This is a genomic window from Pseudomonas sp. BIC9C (assembly GCF_034541995.1).
GTDB classification, from domain to species: Bacteria; Pseudomonadota; Gammaproteobacteria; order Pseudomonadales; family Pseudomonadaceae; genus Aquipseudomonas; species Aquipseudomonas fluorescens_CC.
In genome coordinates this window covers 202,032-217,068 of the sequence record NZ_JAWDGM010000004.1, presented here as the reverse complement: position 1 = coordinate 217,068, position 15,037 = coordinate 202,032, and the positions used below count along the sequence as shown (strand labels likewise).

The window sequence follows — 15,037 nt, the reverse complement described above, 5'->3', positions numbered from 1 at the left end:
GCTGCGGCCTGGAGTAAACACATGACCTATGAAGCCTTTCACGACGGCCTGCGTGACACCAGGTTCACACTCAATCACGGGGCGGTCGAGATGCCGGCGGTCGGATTCGGTACCTTGTTCCGCGATCTCGCCACCACGACCCAGGCCGTGAAGGAAGCGCTGGCCGCCGGTTTCCGCCATTTCGATTGTGCCGAGCGCTATCGCAACGAAGCACAGGTTGGCATTGCGCTGAAGGACGTGCTGGAGGTCGGCAAAGTCCGGCGCGAGGAACTGTTCATCACCACCAAACTGTGGAACACCAACCACCGTCCCGAACGCGTCGAGCCTGCGTTCGACGCCAGTTGCCAGCGCCTGCAAGTGGACTACATCGACTGCTACCTGATCCACACGCCGTTTGCCTTTCAACCCGGCGAAAACCAGGACCCGAGGGACGGGCAGGGCAACGTCATCTACGACAACGGCGTGACATTGATCGAGACGTGGCGGGCGCTTGAGCGGCTGGTGGATGAGGGGCGGGCGCGGTCCATCGGTCTGTCCGATATCACACTGGAGGCGCTGAAGGCGATTGTCGCCGTCGCCCGGATAAAACCCGCCGTGGTGCAGGTCGAGTCCCATCCTTATCTGCCGGAATGGGAGTTGCTTGAGTTCTGCAAAGAGCACGGGATTATCGTGCTGGCGTTCGCGCCACTGGGGCATGGCATGCAGCCGAATGTGCTGCAGGACCCGGTGATCACCGGCATTGCCCGGCGCCTGCAGAAAACGCCGGCCCAGGTGGCACTGGCCTGGTCGGTACAACGTGGGGTGGCGTTCCTGACCACCTCGGCCACGCCGAGCCATATCCGGGAAAATATCGATATCTCGACCTTGCCCCACAGGGCCATGATCGAGATTCAACAAGACATCACAACCCGTATACGCTTCAACTCGGTGGTTGAAACCGGTGTCCCCGGATTCATTCCGCGCAAGCCGTAGTGCCCGACGCCGGGGCGGTCCGTCACCGGGCCGTCCTGTTTGCCTATCCCTTGAGGTAAAACGATGGATGTTTTCCAGACCCTGCGGTGTTTCGTGGCGGTAGCCCAAAGCGGCAGTTTCACCGCGGCGGCCGCGATGTTGGACACCACCACGACCAACGTATCAAAAGCCGTTTCCAGCCTGGAGGCCAGGCTGCAGACGCGGCTGATCAACCGGACCACCCGGCGCCTGGCATTGACCGAAGCCGGTGCGCGCTATTTGCAGCGCTGCGAACGGATCCTGCAGGACATGCACGAGGCCGACGAAGAGGCGGGCACCGCTCAGGTCATGCCCGCAGGCCGGCTGAAAATCCATGCCATGTCGGCCATTGGCAACCATTACGTGATCGGTGCCATTGCCCGCTACCGAGAAACCTATCCTTCGGTGCTGTTTGACCTGACCGTGACCAATCGGCTGCCGGATCTGCTGGAGGAAGGCTATGACATGTCGATCGTGTTGGCGCGGGACCTGCCCGATTCCGGGTTTGTCGCCCAGCGGCTGGGTATCACCTACAGCATTCTCTGCGCCTCGCCGGCGTACCTGAGCAAACGCGGGATTCCCGAGACGCCGAGAGACCTCGACGGCCATGATTGCCTGCGAATCGTTAACACGGTCATGCCGGTCGAGAATTGGGTGTTTGAAGGCCCGCAAGGGGCAGAAACGTTCAGCACGCCTGTGCCTCCCTTTCACGTCAACACGGCTGACGCCATGACATTCGCGATCAAGAACGGGATGGGGATTGGCATTCAGCCGATTGCATCGGCTGTCGAGGGCTTGCGGGCGGGGACTCTGGTGCGCGTATTGCCGGGCTATCGGCTTGAAGAGTTGAGCCTGTTTGCGATCTACCCGTCACGCAAGTTCGTGGATGCAAAAATAAAAACCTGGGTGGAGTTTCTGAAGCATTTCATTCCCGGGTTGCTGGCGTCCGATGAAAAAATCGTGGGTGCCGCCGTATAACCTTGAAGCGTTGGAAAAGGCTGTACGCATGGAGTGTCGACCCTCCATCGTCCGTACAGTGTTCAACCGTTCGAGCATCCGCTGCCCATGACTTGATATTCAAGGGTGTGGCGTTGGCCTTGGGAATCTTCATAGGTCATGTGCGCCGGGACCGGTCCGCATTCATTCGCGATTTCCGAGACCTCGATGACGCGCTTGATATCCAGCCTGGTGCCGTATGTGTAGGTTTCAACCGGCGATTGGCCGGTGGCGGCGGTTGAGTGGCTGTCGTCTGCGAAGGCCTGGGCACCGGCGGCGCCAAGGGCTACGAAGAGCGCAATGTTGAGCAGTTTCATGATCTTCACCTCGTGGTTAAAGCGTTGTCCCGTGAACGATTTTTCCCGCGTGAGTGGATTACGCCTGTCTGGGGTTACTCACTTGGGTAGAGCCGATGTTAGGCGCTTGGCGGGGGGGCAAATATCGGTCGGCGGGATAAACACTGTTGCCGGATTGCTCATGAATCAACATTGCCAGTTATGTCAGGGAGGGAAAGGCGACGGTTATCAAGCGTCACTTAAGTTCAGCCACCCCGTGGCAGTCGGCACCTTTGGTGAACTTGGGGCGATGAGATCGGCCGTCGACGACAATTGGGACAATTGATGTTCATGGTGTCCAACGATTGCAATGCTCAATCGCCATCGGTTTTCTCGCGCACCGAATTTACCCAGAAGTTTATCGAGAGAGACGAAGACAATGACCTTACCTGGTGAAACCAGCCTTCAGGTAAAAAAAGCAAATCGCCAGGTTTCAGATGCACTTCAAGAAAGTTCACCTGTTTTGCAGCCGGAAACTCCTCAAAGTTCGGATGTGACGGATCGAAGTCGCAGCCTTCCAGACCACCGTGAGGCGAAGTCGACCAACTACCCAATGCAATGCGGTGGTGAGGCGCAGCCAGCAACAGAGTGAAATTCAATCAGCGGAAGAAGTGGTACGGCAAATCGTTGTTGGCGCATTTTTAAATTCCGACTTGGTAAGTATATTTGCTCACTATTGTTATTTCAGTGTGGGCAACAACATGCCTATGATGAAGGGGTATGGAGTTATCTCGAAAACACGACATTGACAAAGTGCTGGTAATTCGTTTGCTATCTTGTTGTACATCAGAATCAAACTGTCATGGTTGATGAATGCCTAGGAAAACCATCAATTTTGGAACGAAGTAATTTACTATAGAAATGATAGCCGGTACGACGAATACGTGTAAGTCTCCGCTTTGAATATTTCGGTTGAATTTTGTATTTATAAGCAATGCGCATCCCTTTGCAGTGAGACTCAGGAGTAATGCAACTCCGAGTGAAAGAGTTATTAGCGTGATATCATATGTGTCCAAAACAATTTCTCCGAAATAGTGTTGAGTATCTATCTTAATATGCAATACCTTTTAATAGGTATTGCATATTAAATCAAAGTCTACGATATATTTTTGCTGTCTTCTGTTCTAAGCACCGACCCGGTCTGCGTTTCCTATTATGACGCCGCTGCCGAAACCCACGCCTGCATTACGCAAAGCCGCGGCTATGCCTGCCGATCCGGAAATTGCACCAGCCAATGCACCCGTCCCCACATCGGCTAAAAAACACTTGTATTGAACGTACCCCCGCCAAGGAGCCCCCCAACATATCCCGCAGCGCCTGCCACACCGCCGGCTACGGCACCTGCAGGACCGACAGCGCCACTAATAATTTCGGCTTCTTCTAACGTAATTTCGCGAATTTTTATTTCTCCAATAGCTAGTGCGATCGAACGATTAGTTGGCCGAAGTTAGTGTGAGTCTACCTATACAGGTCAGGCGCTGTACGAAAGAATTTTAAAGTGTGTAGATCGTTTGTTAAGTCAGCTTCGTCCTATGCATTAAGTAACTTTTCTTTTTCTCAAGAGAGATATTTCCTACAGGGAACTTTCCCGTTTTAACTTTCCAGGCTGGAAATGGCGTGAACTCAACATTCCCTATTATTGAAACTGTATCTGACCGTAGCCTGGAAAGGTAAAGTTGGTTGTTTTTCAAATTATCGCATGCAAAAAAACGCTCGCGTGTACCTCAGAAAACCATGCCGGCAGTTGTTTTCGGTTGTGGCACCCTCGGTAGCGCCCAGCGACTCGGCCACCTCCTTGAACGGCTGCATGCCCGTCGAAATTAATTTGACTTAAAAGTCAGAATCTCGAAAGATGCCGCCCGACCAGCCGGTTTCCAGGCTCTCGCCGCGCCTATCGCTATATACAAAAATATATAGCGATAGGCCGCCCGCCAGAGCCCAAGAAAACCCGGACCCTGGACACCAAAAAAACAAGAGACCCGCACTGGAGTAAACACAATGAAGCTGCAACCCCTGGCCCTGGCCATCACCCTGGGTGGTTTGACCCACCAGGCCATCGCCGCCGGTTTTATCGATGACAGCAAGGCCTCGCTGAGCCTGCGCAATTTCTATTTCAACTCCGACAACCGGGAAAGCCAGGGCAGTGTGGGCAATGCCGCCTACGCCAGCCAGGCCAAGGAGTGGGGGCAGGGGCTGCAACTCAACGTGATCTCCGGATTTACCCAGGGCACTGTCGGCTTCGGTCTGGACGCCATCGCCATGACGGGGCTGAAACTGGACAGCGGCGGTCGTGCGGGCAAGGCCGGTATCGACCGCACGCCGGGGGCGCTGTTTCCCACGGACAGCGACGGCCATGCGGTCGATGAATATTCCAAGGGTGGCGTGACCGGCAAAGTGCGCATTTCCAAGACCGAAGCACGCCTGGGCACCCTGCAACCCAGGCTGCCGGTGATCAACTTCAACGACGGTCGCCTGCTGCCGCAAACCTTCGAGGGCGGGCAGATCACCTCGAGCGAGATCGACGGCCTGACCCTCACCGCCGGCCAACTGCAAAGCACCAAGACCCGCAGCTCCACCGACGATATCGATCTGCGCATCGGCGGCGCGACACGTCCCGCCGGTACCCCGGTAAGCACCGCGCTGGCCGATTCGGACAGCTTCGTCTTCGCCGGCGGCGACTACAAAATCACCAAGGACCTGACCGCCCAGTACTACTACGGCAGTCTCGAAGATTTCTACAAGCAGCACTTCCTCGGCCTGATCCACACCCTGGCCATCGGCCCCGGCGCGCTGAAGACTGACCTGCGCTATTTCAACAGCAGCGCCGATGGCAAGAACGGCAACGCCGCCGGACGTGCCCAGGGCTACAAAAGCAGCGGTTTCTGGAGAGCCGGCGACACACACGCCGGTGAGGTGGACAACAACACCTGGAGCGCCCTGTTTACCTACAGCCTGAGTGGTCATGCCTTCAGCGCGGGCTATCAGCAAGTCTCCGGTGACAGCGCGTTCCCGTTCGTCAACCAGGGTGATGGCGCCACCGCTTACCTGATCACCGACCGGCAGATCGGCAAGTTCCTCAGTGCCGGCGAGCGCACCTGGCTGGCCGAGTACGGGTATGACTTCGTTGCGCTTGGCGTGCCGGGGCTCAAGACCGTGGTCACTTATCTCAGCGGTGACAACATCGATTCCGCCGCCGGTGATCGCAAAGAGTGGGAGCGCGACCTGCGCATCGACTACGCGTTGCAAAGCGGTCCACTCAAGGGGGTGGGCATTTCCTGGCGTAACGCCAGCTTGCGTGGCAATGCCAGCAGCGACCTGGATGAAAACCGTCTGATCCTCAGCTACAGCCTGCCGTTGCTTTAAGCACGGCAGACCGGTCCTTGGCTGCCATTGCGCGGCCAGGGTCCCCGGTGATTGGTCAACCACGACAGGAGCATCGCCATGCGTTCCATTTTTTCGACTGTGCAAAGCCTTGTTCGCCCCAGCGCAAAACCCCTGTTGTTGCCAGGCGCAGCCATCGATGTGGCCGGGCAGGCGCTGGAGGTGGTCGGGCAGGTGCAGAACCCGCTGTGCCTGAGCGTGGCCGACCTGCAAGCCATGCCGGGTTATGACTGGGTGAGACTGACCAGCAATACCTGCGAGGGCAATGCGCAAAAAGCACAGAAAAAGGGTTATCGCGGGGTGCTGCTGCGGGAAATTGTCCTCAAGGCCGGGCTGAAGAGCGACGACCCCAAAGGCTGGAAACGCGCCTATGTGGTGGCGCGGGCCAGTGACGGCTATGTCGCGTTGTTCAGTTGGAACGAACTGATCAATACCGACGTGGGCGATGCGGTGCTGGTGGTGTACCGACAACATTCGCACGGGCAGACGGATCTCGGCGAGCACCTTTCATTGGTCTCGGGAAGCGATCGCCACTCCGGGGCGCGTCAGGTGAAGTGGTTGCGCAGCATTGAACTGTGCAGCATCTTTGGCTGACTCATCCACCACGCGGTACTGAGGAAAATGCCGATGCCAGTCTTCCATTCGCATGGTCATGATCGACATCCCTCGGTCGAGCAGGTGTTGGCCGGCGAACAGTGGCCACCCGAATTCGAAGTGGCCCTGAGGGATCTGCTGGAGCAAATGGCCAACGCCGGTCATGAACTCACGCTGCATAACCTGGGCCGGTTCCTCGGCGACTTTGTGCCGCGATACACCCTGGACCGTGCCGAGGAATGGCAGGAATGGGCGACCCGACGCTGGTTCGCGCAGACCAAGCCGGCGCTGGTGGACAAACTGGCGGATGTCTTTATCGGCAGCCAGTGACACCGCTGGTACTCACTTGTATTCATCATGCCGGCGCCACCAGGGCCCCGTTTCATTGCGCCCCTTGGGTGCGCGGTCGAGCCACTGGTACATGCCCCACAATCCGTCCAGGCCCCGCGCGTAGGTGGAGTAGGTGTGATAAATCTTGCCGCTTTCCAACACGAACGTGCTCAGCCCTGGCCTGTCGCGGGTATAGGTTGGCGCGTCGGTGCCACAGGTCGCGGCGAACTGTTTCACCGGTTCCGGTATTTCACTGGCGTCCATGGCATGGCCGCCTCGCTGGTAGTTGTATTCGACCAAGCCTTCGCGCTGCTGCGCTTCGGTGAAGTAGACATTGAAGTCGGCGGTGAAGTCGCTGTCGGCGGCCGAGGCCCAGGGGAAGGTCCAGCCCATTCGGCGCTTGTAGGCTTGCAGTTTCGCCAGCGGTGCGCGGGATATCGCCATCAGGGTCACGTCGTGCTTCGCCAGGTGGATGACGATGGGGTCGAAGCCATCGGCGATGGCTGAGCAGGACGGGCAGCCGGCCGTGTAGTCGGGGCCGAACATGAAGTGGTAGACCAGCAGTTGCGAGCGCCCTTGAAAGAGTTCGGCCAGGGTTGCACTGCCGCTGTCGGTATCGAAGCGGTACGCCTTGTCGAGGCGAACCCATGGCAATGCCTGGCGTTGCCTGGCCACTTCATCGCTGCGTCGGGTCAGGGCCTTTTCCGCTTCAAGCAATTGCAAACGTGCCGCCAGCCATTGTTCCCGGGTCGCGGTTTTGTGCGTGTTCATCGTTGTACGCTCCTGGTGAAAGGTCGTGATTTAGACTAAACCCGGGTATCGAACGGTGGGAGTGACAAGCGTGGCGGGATTGCGATGGACTCGATGATCGCGGCGGCCGCCCAGGCGTTGGCGGCGGGGAACCCGCTGGGCGCACTGGACCGCGTGGCATTGCGCGACGATGCGCCGGCGCTGGCCCTGCGCGGTATCGCCATGGCGCAACTGGGCGATCTGGTGCGGGCCAGGGCGCTGGTCAAGCGTGCGCAACGGGCCTTTGCGCCCAGGGAAGTGCTGGCCCGGGCGCGATGCGTGGTGGCCGAGGCCGAAATCGCCCTGGCTTCGCGGGAGCTCGGGTGGCCGGTCAAGGCGCTCGAAACGGCGCGGGTCACCCTTGAACAGCACGGTGACCGGGTCAATGCCGCCCATGCGCGCTATCTGCAAATCCGCCGTTTGCTGTTGCTCGGCCAGCTCGATGAGGCGCAGCAGTTATTGGCCGAACTCGACCCCGGCCCATTGCCGCCAGCGTTGCGGGCAACCCATGAACTGGTGCTGGCGGGGATCGCCATTCGACGCTTGCAATCGCACGCAGCGCGGGAGGCGTTGACGAGGGCCGGGTACGCAGCCAGTCAAACAGGGATTGCCGCGCTGATGGCGGAGGTCGAACACGCAGCGCATCTGCTCGATACCCCCGCGGCACGCCTGATTGCCCAAGGTGAAGAACGGCCGCTGTTGCTCGATGACATTGAAACGTTGTTCTGTTCAACGTCTCTGGTGGTGGATGCCTGCCGGTACGTTGTGCATGGCTGTGGCATGTCGGTGTCGCTCGCTACGCGGCCGATCCTGTTCATGCTGGCCCGCGCCTTGGCCGAAGCGTGGCCCGCCGATGTTGCGCGGGAAACGCTGATCGCCCGGGCGTTCCGCTTGAAGCTCTCGGATGAATCCCATCGCGCCCGGCTTCGCGTGGAAGTCGGCAGGCTGCGTCAAACGCTCAAGCCGTTGGCCGGCGTCATCGCGACGGTGCGCGGTTATGCCCTGCAATCACCGGTCTGTACGGAGGTGGTGACACTGGCGCCACCGGTCGAGGAAAAATTCGCCGCGGTCTTTGCCTGCCTCGCCGATGGCGAGTCGTGGTCGAGTTCCGCCCTGGCATTGGCGCTGGGTACCAGCCAGCGCACGGTGCAACGGGCGCTCGATACGCTGGCGGCACAGGGCAAGGTGCAGTGGTTTGGCCGTGGTCGCGCACGGCGCTGGATGACACCGCCCGTGCCGGGATTCGCGACGACCTTGTTACTCCCGGCGCCGCTGCCCGGTGGCTAGGATGAACGCCACCAACCCCCATCGAGGAATGCCAGATGAAACACGCAGCTGCTGAAATCATTCGTGAGTATGGCCCGTTTGCCGATGTCGACCATGTGTGCGGAGTGACCTGGGACGGCGAAAAGGTCTGGTTCGCAAGCGACAGCAAAATCAACGCCCTGGACCCGGAAAGCGGCAAAGTGCTGAGCTCGATCGATGTCGCGGCCCATGCCGGCACCGCGTTCGATGGCGAGCATCTGTTCCAGATCGCCGAAGACCGCATCCACAAAATCGACCCCCGCACCGGCCGCATCCTCTCGACGATTCCTGCCCCCGGCGCAGGCACCGATTCGGGGCTGACCTGGGCCGAAGGGACGTTGTGGGTGGGCCAGTACCGCGAACGCAGGATTCACCAGATCGACCCCGAGAACGGCAAGATTCTGCGCACCATCGAATCCAACCGTTTCGTCACCGGCGTGACCTGGGTTGACGGCGCGCTGTGGCACGGTACCTGGGAGGGTGACGAGAGTGAGTTACGTCGCATCAACTCGCAAACCGGTGAAGTACTGGAGAGCCTCAAGATGCCCGAAGGCGTGGGCGTGTCGGGGCTTGAGTCCGATGGTGGCGAGCGGTTGTTCTGCGGTGGCGGCGATAGCGGCAAGGTGAGGGTGGTGCGTCGGCCTTCATGAAGCACGGATTGCCCGGTGTAACCTGTTTGGGAGCCTGCTCGCGATAGCGGTGGGTTAGTCACACCGATGCTGGCTGTAAGGACGCCATCGCGAGCAAGCTCGCTCCCACAGAGTTAGTGGGTGTACGCAACATCTGCGAACAACCGAAATCACTGTGGGAGCGAGCCTGCTCGCGATAGCGGTGGGTTAGTCACACCGATGCTGACTGTAAGGACGCCATCGCGAGCAAGCTCGCTCCCACAGGGTTAGTGGGTGTACGCAACATCTGCGAACAACCGAAATCACTGTGGGAGCGAGCCTGCTCGCGATAGCGGTGGGTTAGTCGCACCGATGCTGGCTGTAAGGACGCCATCGCGAGCAAGCTCGCTCCCACAGGGTTAGTGGGTGTACGCAACATCTGCGAACAACCGAAATCACTGTGGGAGCGAGCCTGCTCGCGATAGCGGTGGGTTAGTCGCACCGATGCTGGCTGTAAGGACGCCATCGCGAGCAAGCTCGCTCCCACAGGGTTAGTGGGTGTACGCAACATCTGCGAACAACCGAAATCACTGTGGGAGCGAGCCTGCTCGCGATAGCGGTGGGTTAGTCGCACCGATGCTGGCTGTAAGGACGCCATCGCGAGCAAGCTCGCTCCCACAGGGTTAGTGGGTGTACGCAACATCTGCGAACAACCGAAATCACTGTGGGAGCGAGCCTGCTCGCGATAGCGGTGGGTTAGTCGCACCGATGCTGGCTGTAAGGACGCCATCGCGAGCAAGCTCCCACAGGGGTAGTGGGTGTACGCAACATCTGCGGGCAACCGAAATCACTGTGGGAGCGAGCTTGCTCGCGATAGCGGTGGGTCAGCGGATATCAATGTTGAATGTGCTGACCTCATCGCGAGCAGGCTCGCTCCCACGAATCAATCGGTTTGTGGATGCTGATCGTTGATGTCGTACCAATCCGCTTTCGAGCTGACAAAAACATGTTTTTGCTTGTTTGGTCGTAGTGGCGTATCCAGCGTGCCGAGGGCAACCGAAACCCAGTCGGAAAACATTCCTGTCGAGTCAGTCCAGAACAGCGAAGATCCGCAGCGGGAACAGAACTGCCGCGTGACACCCCTGGACGACTCATACGCCTGCAGCGAGTCTGCGCCGGTCATGATCGATAGTGCCGAGGCGGGCGCGCTGGCATAGGTTGCAAACGCAGCCCCATGTCCCTTCCGGCATTGGCTGCAATGGCAATGGGTGACGGCTTTCAGCTCGGTCGACAGGCCATATCTGATGGCGCCGCAGAGGCAACTGCCTTGGTGAAACGCATCCATTAAAGTCATCCCTGTATCGATAGTATTTTTCCGTCCTGCGGTGTTTTCTGCTGGTCGAAATCGGTCTAAAAGCCCGGTTGGCAATTGTGTCTGTTTTGCTATCCTCAAACCTGTAGGTGAAGACGCAGACTGATGCGCAAAAGGATAGCAAGGAGACGTGGGGCGCGTTCCGAAGGGTACACGGTTAGAAAGATCTCCGCGCTGGGATCCAGCCCTTATGCCGTGTGAAGCAGAAGAGTTCCATTACAGTTTCATGACTCTTTTGTGGGAGGCCTGATAAACCTTGTAAGCCGGAGACCAGCACCGGCCACCTACTTATACTCACCAGCGAAGCCCGCCCAGTGCGGGCTTTTTAATGCCCGCACGGTGGGGTTGGTCAGCGGCTCAAGGCGCGCCAAACAGCATCGTCCAGTAAACACCGTTGTCGCTGCGCGCGTTGGCGGCGTAAGCGGCACCGACCTGGGTAAACATCGGGTTCATCAGGTTGGCGCAGTGCCCGGGGCTGGCGAGCCAGCCGGCCATGGCCTTGCTCGGCGAACCTTGCCCGGCGGCGATGTTTTCACCGATCTGCCGGCCTCGGTAACCGGCGGCCCTGGCGCGGTCGTAGGGCATGTCGCCGTCGGGGTCCTGGTGGGCGAAATAGTGGCCGTAGGCCATATCCTTGCTGTGGCTTTGTGCTGCGGAGCCCAAGGCTGCGTTCCAGGACAGCGGCCGCGCGGCGGCGAAGCGCTGACGACCACACAGGCGCGGCCTGGCCCGGGCCGCGTTGACCTGCGCCAGCAACGCTTGGGCGGCGCTGCGTGGATCGCCGGTTTGCCCGTCGAATACCGGGCGCGCCAGCACCACTTGCCACTCACTCCCGGCGCGGCTGACGCCGATGTCGGCGTATTGGTTGTCGAGCAGTGCTGCGCAATGTTCGTCCTGGAACAAATCGAACGCCTCATCGGCATCTCGTGCACCCACCACGCGGATCGACCGCACCATGGTTGCCTGATAGCCGGAAGCCTTTAACCGGTCCCGCAACCCACCGCCATAGCCAACGGGCAAGGCCAGGTTCGACTTGAGCTTCAGGGGGGATAAACGTTGCGTCGGTCGCCGGTCGCAGCGTTGCGGATGGGCGCGGTAGTCGTTGATGGCGTCGACCAGTTGCCGCTGCCCATCGGCATGGGCGGGGCTGGAAAAAACGGGGAGCAGGGAAAACAGGCACAGTGAAGAAAAGCGCGAGGCAACGACAGTTTGGCGCATGAACGGACAACTCTGATGAGATGACAACGAAGAAAGTGGGGGAAAAGCGCTGGGCTATGACTGGCGCCTCGAAACAAGGTTCACGCTGCAGACCGGTCTATTTTCGGGCGAAGCCATGAGTCCTACGAAGGGTGTCGGCGGGGCTGTAGGCTGGGACTTTTTCACCCCGGGCAAGGATCAATCCATGGGTTTGAGCAAACGCGATCAGGCGCATATCGAGCGGCGACTGGTCGCCGCTCTGACCGATGCGTGCGAGACGACCAAAGCGGAGATCGTCGGGTTTCAGTGGCTGACTCATGTCGCTGTCTACGCTCGGATTCCGGCCAGCCTCAAGGTGTTTTGGATCTTTGATACGCAGGCCAACAGGGAGCCGGCGCTGGCCAAAGGGCAAGGCGAACGCATGGTCGAATTCACTGCCATGACCGTGGGTGAGGCGCACGTTCAGCTCAGCCCGGTGTCCTTGACAGGAAGACGTTCAGGCGCTTACCGACGTTTTCCCAAGGCAACAGAGCGCAAGTCACCTACGCTTAGTGGGAGGCGACACTCGCGGTCGCCTGCCCATCAGCTTGCACGCCGAGGCCAGCATGAACGGCAACATTCGACACTTTCCACGACTCGCCATCGGGCAGCGCCTCATGGCCATGGTGGCAGTATTTTGCCTGGCATCTTCCGGTGTTTCTGCCGCTCAACAGGAAAAAAGTCCGCCAGGCGACATTCCTGACTCCCAGGTTTTTATCAGCTATCAATCACCGCTCGGGCTTTCGCTCAAGGTGCCCGAGGGCTGGGCGCGAACCGAGCGTGATGACGGCGCGCGTTTTGCCGACAAGTTCAATGCGGTTGACTTGAGTCTGACTCAGGTGGCTGCCGCACCGAGCCTGGAGTCGGCGAAGGCCGTTGAGGTGCCGGTGCTGGTCAACACCGGAGACAAAGTCGAACCGGGCAAAGTGGAGAGCGTCACGCTCAAGGGCGGGCCGGCCATCCGCATCCGCTACACGTCAGACTCAGAAGCCAACCCCGTGACCCACCGTCAGTTGCGCCTGGAGCATGAACGCTATCTGTTCTTTCACGATGGCCGGCAGGCCGCGCTTGATCTGTCGGCCCCAGTGGGGGCTGACAATGCCGATCAATGGCGATTGATGGCCAATTCATTGCGCTGGAACTGAGATGCTGCCTCTCTCGGCTAACGGGCTTTACCGCTTCTACCATAACGGCGACGTCGAGACGGCGGCACTCAAGGGAGTGTCCCTGCAGATCGCAGCAGGCGAGTTTGTCGCCATCATGGGGCCATCCGGTAGCGGCAAGTCTACCTTGCTGGCGTGTCTGGCCGGGCTGGACAACCCGGACGGCGGCATAGTCGAGGTAATGGGGCAGCGTATTTCCAGGCGCACCGAGCGTGAGCGGACGCGCTTGCGGTCGCGGCATATCGGCATCCTGATGCAGTCGGGTAACCTCTTCGAACACCTCACCCTGGAACACAATCTGCGCTTTCAGCTGAAACTGGCGGGGCTGCGCGAACGGGCCGGGATCGATGCCATGCTCCAGACCCTGGGGCTGACTCAGCGCTTGCAGGCCTGCCCGTCGCAGCTTTCCGGTGGTGAGCTGGCACGCGCCGGACTGGCGCTGGCGCTGTGCACCCGGCCAGCGTTACTGCTGGCGGATGAACCGACCGCCGAGGTGGACGGGGCGACCGAGGCGAACATCCTCGACTACTTGAAGGCCCGTTGCCGCGAGGGCTGCTCGATGTTGATCGCGACCCACAGTCGTGCGCTCGCCAGCCAGGCCGACCGGCTGCTGCAACTCAATGATGGATGCCTGATCAATGACCCCGCTGATTGAGGCAGACGGCCTCGGGCGCAGCTACCAGCAAGCCGGGGAGGCGGTGGTTGCGTTGAGTCCGGCGTCTCTGCGCATCTGGCCCAGCCAGCGGATAGCGCTGGTGGGCCGTTCCGGCAGTGGCAAATCGACGCTGCTGCACCTGCTCGCCGGGCTCGATCAACCCAGTTGCGGAAAGCTTGCGTGGCCGACGCTGGGGCCGGTTGAATCGCTGCTGCCAGAGAAAGTTGCCCTGGTATTCCAGGCACCGAGCCTGCTGGACTCGCTCAGCGTTGCCGAAAACGTTGCCTTGCCACTATTGATGGCCGGACAGGGCAGGGATAGCGCCGCACGGGTAGCCTTTGCACTCAAAACCTTCGGCCTGCTCGCGCTGGTCGACAAATTGCCGCAGACGCTGTCCGGCGGGCAGATGCAGTGCGTCGCTATGGCTCGAGCGATCGTGGGGCAACCGAAACTGATCCTGGCCGACGAACCCACCGGGCAGCTCGACCAGCTCAGTGCACAGGCTCTGCTCGACGCATTGTTCAGGCACCTGGCCGATAGCGAATGTGCCTTACTGATTGCCACTCACGACCCGGTCATCGCTGCAAGGATGGACATCCACTGGCACATGGAGCATGGCCTGCTCAGTTGCGGTGAACGAACCGCAGGCTCGGTATGATCTGGCTGTGGCTCGGCGGTCTGCTCCGCGCGCGCAGAGGACGACTCGCCGGCAGCATGGCCGGGGTCGCCCTCACGGTAGCGCTGTTGACCCTGCTCGGCGCCTTTATTGCCCAGAGCGGTGCCAGTATGACCGCCCGGGCAGTTCGGGATATCCCGGTGGACTGGCAACTGCAAGTGGTACCGGGGGAGTCACTTGCCGATATCTCCCTGGCGGTTGCCAAGGCCGCGCGCGTCAGCCGTCAACAGACGGTCGGGTTTGCCAGCGTGGAGGGTTTGCAGGCGCAGTCGAGTGGCACGGTACAAACCACCGGTGCCGGTATAGTGCTGGGGCTGGGAGGCGACTATGCTCGAGACTTTCCGGGCCAGCTCCGGCTGCTGGTCGGTACCGGCGAGGGCGTGCTCATCGCCCAGCAAACCGCGGCCAACCTGCATGTAGCCCCCGGCGACCTGGTGACCATCCAAAGGCCTGGGCTGACAGCCACCGAGGTACGGATTGACGGGGTGGTTGACCTGCCCACCGCAGACTCGCTGTTCCAGGCCATCGGTGTACCGCCCGGTGCCGCCCCCAGGCACCGCCGGACAATGTGCTGTTGCTCCCGTTGCCACTCTGGCATTCACTGTTC

The 15,037-nt window shown here is 60.1% G+C and carries 15 protein-coding genes and 2 pseudogenes; 11 read left to right on the top strand and 6 right to left on the bottom strand.

The annotated features are described in order from the left end of the window. The first annotated feature begins 21 nt into the window (after positions 1–21). Positions 22–972 carry an aldo/keto reductase gene (locus RS887_RS18815; protein ID WP_322616520.1) on the top strand — a complete coding sequence of 317 codons (951 nt, stop codon included), beginning with the start codon at positions 22–24 and terminating at the stop codon, positions 970–972. Positions 973–1,035: 63 nt separating this feature from the next. Continuing rightward, positions 1,036–1,968 (top strand): LysR family transcriptional regulator, encoded by a 933-nt coding sequence (locus RS887_RS18810; protein ID WP_322616519.1) that lies wholly within the window; start codon positions 1,036–1,038, stop codon positions 1,966–1,968. A 62-nt stretch (positions 1,969–2,030) separates the two neighbouring features. Here the strand turns inward: RS887_RS18810 and RS887_RS18805 are convergent, their stop codons facing one another. Both RS887_RS18805 and RS887_RS18800 read right to left on the bottom strand, forming a co-directional pair. Continuing rightward, positions 2,031–2,303 (bottom strand): DUF2790 domain-containing protein, encoded by a 273-nt coding sequence (locus tag RS887_RS18805; RefSeq protein ID WP_322616518.1) that lies wholly within the window; start codon positions 2,301–2,303, stop codon positions 2,031–2,033. A gap of 332 nt (positions 2,304–2,635) precedes the next feature. After that, positions 2,636–2,911, bottom strand: a pseudogene (locus tag RS887_RS18800) (cupin-like domain-containing protein); the annotation flags it as partial. 1,408 nt (positions 2,912–4,319) lie between these two features. Here RS887_RS18800 and RS887_RS18795 point away from each other — a divergent pair. From RS887_RS18795 to RS887_RS18785, 3 genes are all read left to right on the top strand, one after another. Further along, the gene (locus RS887_RS18795; RefSeq protein WP_322616517.1) at positions 4,320–5,684 is read left to right on the top strand and encodes an OprD family porin; all 1,365 of its coding nucleotides are present in this window, start codon (positions 4,320–4,322) and stop codon (positions 5,682–5,684) included. Positions 5,685–5,762: 78 nt separating this feature from the next. Next, positions 5,763–6,296, top strand: coding sequence for a molybdopterin-dependent oxidoreductase (locus RS887_RS18790; RefSeq protein ID WP_322616516.1), 534 nt, complete (start codon positions 5,763–5,765; stop codon positions 6,294–6,296). A gap of 33 nt (positions 6,297–6,329) precedes the next feature. Further along, entirely contained in the window at positions 6,330–6,626 is a 297-nt protein-coding gene (locus tag RS887_RS18785; RefSeq protein ID WP_322616515.1) for a hypothetical protein, read from the top strand. A 12-nt stretch (positions 6,627–6,638) separates the two neighbouring features. On the opposite strand, the gene RS887_RS18780 is transcribed toward RS887_RS18785, so the two are convergent. After that, positions 6,639–7,397, bottom strand: coding sequence for a DUF899 domain-containing protein (locus RS887_RS18780; protein WP_322616514.1), 759 nt, complete (start codon positions 7,395–7,397; stop codon positions 6,639–6,641). A gap of 84 nt (positions 7,398–7,481) precedes the next feature. On the opposite strand from RS887_RS18780, the gene RS887_RS18775 reads away from it, so the two are divergent. Next, complete coding sequence (locus RS887_RS18775) at positions 7,482–8,702, top strand: helix-turn-helix domain-containing protein (protein ID WP_322616513.1); 1,221 nt, start codon at positions 7,482–7,484, stop codon at positions 8,700–8,702. Positions 8,703–8,737: 35 nt separating this feature from the next. Then, positions 8,738–9,370, top strand: coding sequence for a PQQ-binding-like beta-propeller repeat protein (locus RS887_RS18770; RefSeq protein ID WP_322616512.1), 633 nt, complete (start codon positions 8,738–8,740; stop codon positions 9,368–9,370). A 901-nt stretch (positions 9,371–10,271) separates the two neighbouring features. On the opposite strand, the gene RS887_RS18765 is transcribed toward RS887_RS18770, so the two are convergent. Continuing rightward, positions 10,272–10,673 carry a GFA family protein gene (locus RS887_RS18765; protein WP_322616511.1) on the bottom strand — a complete coding sequence of 134 codons (402 nt, stop codon included), beginning with the start codon at positions 10,671–10,673 and terminating at the stop codon, positions 10,272–10,274. A gap of 384 nt (positions 10,674–11,057) precedes the next feature. Continuing rightward, complete coding sequence (locus tag RS887_RS18760) at positions 11,058–11,918, bottom strand: CAP domain-containing protein (protein ID WP_322616510.1); 861 nt, start codon at positions 11,916–11,918, stop codon at positions 11,058–11,060. 184 nt (positions 11,919–12,102) lie between these two features. On the opposite strand from RS887_RS18760, the pseudogene RS887_RS18755 reads away from it, so the two are divergent. From RS887_RS18755 to RS887_RS18740, 4 genes and pseudogenes are all read left to right on the top strand, one after another. Then, positions 12,103–12,378 (top strand): annotated as a pseudogene (locus RS887_RS18755) (hypothetical protein); the annotation flags it as partial. Between the two features lie 124 nt (positions 12,379–12,502). Beyond that, positions 12,503–13,081, top strand: coding sequence for a hypothetical protein (locus tag RS887_RS18750; protein WP_322616830.1), 579 nt, complete (start codon positions 12,503–12,505; stop codon positions 13,079–13,081). Position 13,082: 1 nt separating this feature from the next. Continuing rightward, positions 13,083–13,754, top strand: a complete 672-nt coding sequence (locus tag RS887_RS18745) for an ABC transporter ATP-binding protein (RefSeq protein WP_322616509.1) — start codon at positions 13,083–13,085, stop codon at positions 13,752–13,754. After that, complete coding sequence (locus tag RS887_RS18740; RefSeq protein ID WP_322616508.1) at positions 13,738–14,412, top strand: ABC transporter ATP-binding protein; 675 nt, start codon at positions 13,738–13,740, stop codon at positions 14,410–14,412. Before RS887_RS18745 ends, RS887_RS18740 begins: the two co-directional genes overlap by 17 nt. Positions 14,413–14,603: 191 nt before the next feature. Here the strand turns inward: RS887_RS18740 and RS887_RS18735 are convergent, their stop codons facing one another. Beyond that, on the bottom strand, positions 14,604–15,032 hold the full coding sequence (locus RS887_RS18735; RefSeq protein ID WP_322616507.1) for a hypothetical protein: 429 nt from the start codon (positions 15,030–15,032) through the stop codon (positions 14,604–14,606). Positions 15,033–15,037: the final 5 nt, after the last annotated feature.